1 protein-coding gene is annotated in these 3,019 nt (G+C 66.4%); it reads right to left on the bottom strand.

Annotated features, from left to right (window positions below; genetic code table 11):
* Window positions 1-3,019: condensation domain-containing protein (locus LVS58_RS24850; RefSeq protein WP_233693230.1), on the bottom strand; the 3,019-nt coding region annotated here is incomplete at both ends.

The raw sequence follows: 3,019 nt of genomic DNA, 5'->3' as shown, positions 1-3,019 counted from the left end.
ACTGGTGCACGCGCCAGTCGCCGGGGTAGTCGGTGGCGGTGTTGTTAAGGTCATGCAGCACCAGTTGCGCCTGCTGCGGGCTCAGCATCGGCAGCTCGCCCAACGCCGTTTCCGCGGTGGTCTCAAGCATCTGCTGCAACACCTGCAACAGGTGCTCGCCGAGTTGCGCGGCCAGCCGGGCACTGAACCGCGCGCGGTCGACCTTCATCTGCAACGACAGGTGCACACCCAGGTTCACCACCAGCGTCAGCGGGTAGTTGGTCTGCTCGTGGTTGGCCACCTCACCGAACACCAGGCTGCTGGCAGTAGCGCCTTGCAGCGCTTCGGACACGGGGTAATTCTCGAACACCAGGATACTGTCGAACAGCGCTTCGCCGCCCTGCCCGGCCCAGCGCTGGATATCGAACAATGGCGTGTGATCGTACTCACGCAGGGCGATGTTCAGTGCCTGTACGGTGTCCAGCCAGTCACCCAAGGCTTGCTCGGGGCGTGGGCTGGCAATCACCGGCAAGGTATTGATGAACAGGCCGATCTGCTGCTCGATGCCCTTGAGTTCGGCCGGCCGCCCAGCCATGGTCGCACCAAAGGCGACGCAGGCCTGGCCGGTGTAGCGCTGTAGCACCAGCAGCCAGGCTGCTTGCACCACGGTATTGAGGGTAACCTTGCGCTCACGGGCAAAGGCGTCCAGGCGGGCGGTCTGCCGGGCATCCAGTTGCTGTGCCAGCTCGACCTGCCCCTGCCCTTCGCTCCCTGCGGCCCAGTCGCTGGCCCGGGCCAGCAAGGTCGGGGCCTCCAGGCCTTGCAACTGGCGAGTCCAGAACGCCTGGCGGGCAGCGCCATCCTGGCGCTGCAACCAGGCAATGTAGTCCCGGAAGCGCCCCGGCCCGTGCTCCGGCACGCTGCCATGGTAGCGCTGCAGCACTTCGCCAAGCAGGCGGGTATTGCTCCAGCCGTCCATCAGGATGTGGTGGCTGGTGTAGATCAGGTGATAACGCTGCGCGTCCAGGCGAATCAGGGTCAGGCGCAACAGCGGCGGCGTGCCCAGGTCGAACCCGGCAGCGCGGTCTGCAACGGCGAAAGCCTCCAGCGCATCGGCAAGGTCGTCACGGCCACGCCAGTCATGCACCGCGAACGGCAATGGCGCCTCACGCTGAATGACCTGCAACGGGCTGGCCAGCTCACCCCAGATGAAGCTGCCCCGCAGCAGGTCATGGCAGTCGACTGCCGCTTGCCAGGCAGCACGGAAGCGCTCGGGATCCACGCCCGTTACATCGACCCGCAACTGGTTGATGTACTCCCCGCCCTGCTGCAGCAGCGTATGGAACATCATGCCTTGCTGCATGGGCGAAAGCGGGAAGATGTCCTCGACCATCGCTGGCGCCAGCGGCAGGCTGTCGAGCTGGGCCTGGGTCAGGCCGGCCAGCGGAAAGTCCGACGGGGTCATGCCGGCGTGTTCGCGCTGGCAGCAGTGTTCGACCAGGGCGCGCAGCTCGTGGCTGTATTCATCGGCCAGGCGCTGTACGGTGGCGACTTCGAACATGTCGCTGCTGAAGGTCCAGCCCAGGCTCAGCTCACCGGCGTAGACCTGGCCATTGAGCGTCAGCCAGTTACCCAATGGCGCGTCCGGGCTTTGCTCATCGCCTTTGGGGTCTGCGCAGGGCACCAGCAGCGCCTGCTCATCGGTTGCCAGGTGGCCATCCAGCTGGCCCAGGTAGTTGAAGGTGATGCGCGGCACCGGCAAGCCAGCCAGGCACTCGCGGCTGGCAGCGTCCGCCAGGTAGCGCAGCACACCATAGCCAATGCCCTTTTCGGGTACGGCGCGCAATTGTTCCTTGACCTGCTTGATCGACCCATCCAGCGTTGCCGCCGGGCTCAGGCGCAGCGGGAACAGGCTGGTGAACCAGCCCACCGTGCGGCCCAGGTCGAGGTTGTCGAACAGAGCTTCGCGCCCGTGCCCTTCCAGTTCGACCAGGGCCGAGGGTTCGCCGGTCCAGCGGCAGATCACCCGCGCAAGCGCAGTCAGCAGCAGGTCGTTGACCTGGGTGCGGTAAGCGGCCGGGGCCTGCTGCAGCAGCTGTCGGGTCAAGGCCCCGTCCAGGTGGCTGTAGACCGTGTGGGCGTACCGGTTGCTCAGGGCGCCAGCGCTGTTGTCCTGCGGCAGGCTGCCGCTGGCATGGCTCAATTGCGCCTGCCAATAGCCCAGTTCGGCCTGCAACAGGTCGCTGGCGGCGTAGGCCTGCAGCTGTTCGGCCCAGGCCCTGAAGGCACTGGTCTTGGCGGGCAACTGTGGCGCCTGCCCGGCCGCACACTGTTGGTAGGCCCGGTGCAAGTCCTCCAGCACAATACGCCAGGACACCCCATCGACGACCAGATGGTGGATCGCCAGCAACAGGCGCTGACTGCCGTCCACCAGGGTTGCCAGTACCGCGCGCAGCATCGGCCCATCGGCCAGGTTGAGGCTGCGCTGGGCCTCGTTGCCCAATGCCTGCAGCTCACCGGCATCGGCCAGCGTCGCGCACCATAGCAACGCTGGCTGTACCTGCCCGGCAGGCCGGTAGCTGGCCTGCCATTGCCCATCCACCTCGACGAAGCTCAGGCGCAGGCTGTCGTGGTGCGTGACCAAGGCCTGCAGCGCCTGCTCCAGTGCCTGTGCATCGAGCGTCTGCAACGGGCGGAACAGCACCGACTGGTTCCACCGCTGGCGTTCGGCAATGGCTGTTTCGAAGAAGGCATGCTGCACCGCCAGCATCGGGGTTGGGCCGTGCAATGGGCGTTGGTCGGCCTGTGCCGTACACCCCACCTGGGCGACGGCGGCCAGGTCTTGTACGGTCTGGTGCTGGAACAGGTCCTTGGTGGTGAAGCGGATGCCCGCCTGGCGGGCGCGGCTGACCACCTGGATCGAGACGATCGAGTCGCCGCCGAGGGTGAAGAAGTTGTCGCTGCGGCCGACCCGCTCCAGCTTGAGCAGGTCCTGCCAGATGGCCGCGATCTGCTGCTCCAGCGGGCCTTGCGGTGCACT

Source organism: Pseudomonas sp. JR33AA, from assembly GCF_021378985.1.
Lineage (GTDB): Bacteria > Pseudomonadota > Gammaproteobacteria > Pseudomonadales > Pseudomonadaceae > Aquipseudomonas > Aquipseudomonas alloputida.
This window is presented reverse-complemented; position numbering and strand designations above follow the sequence as displayed.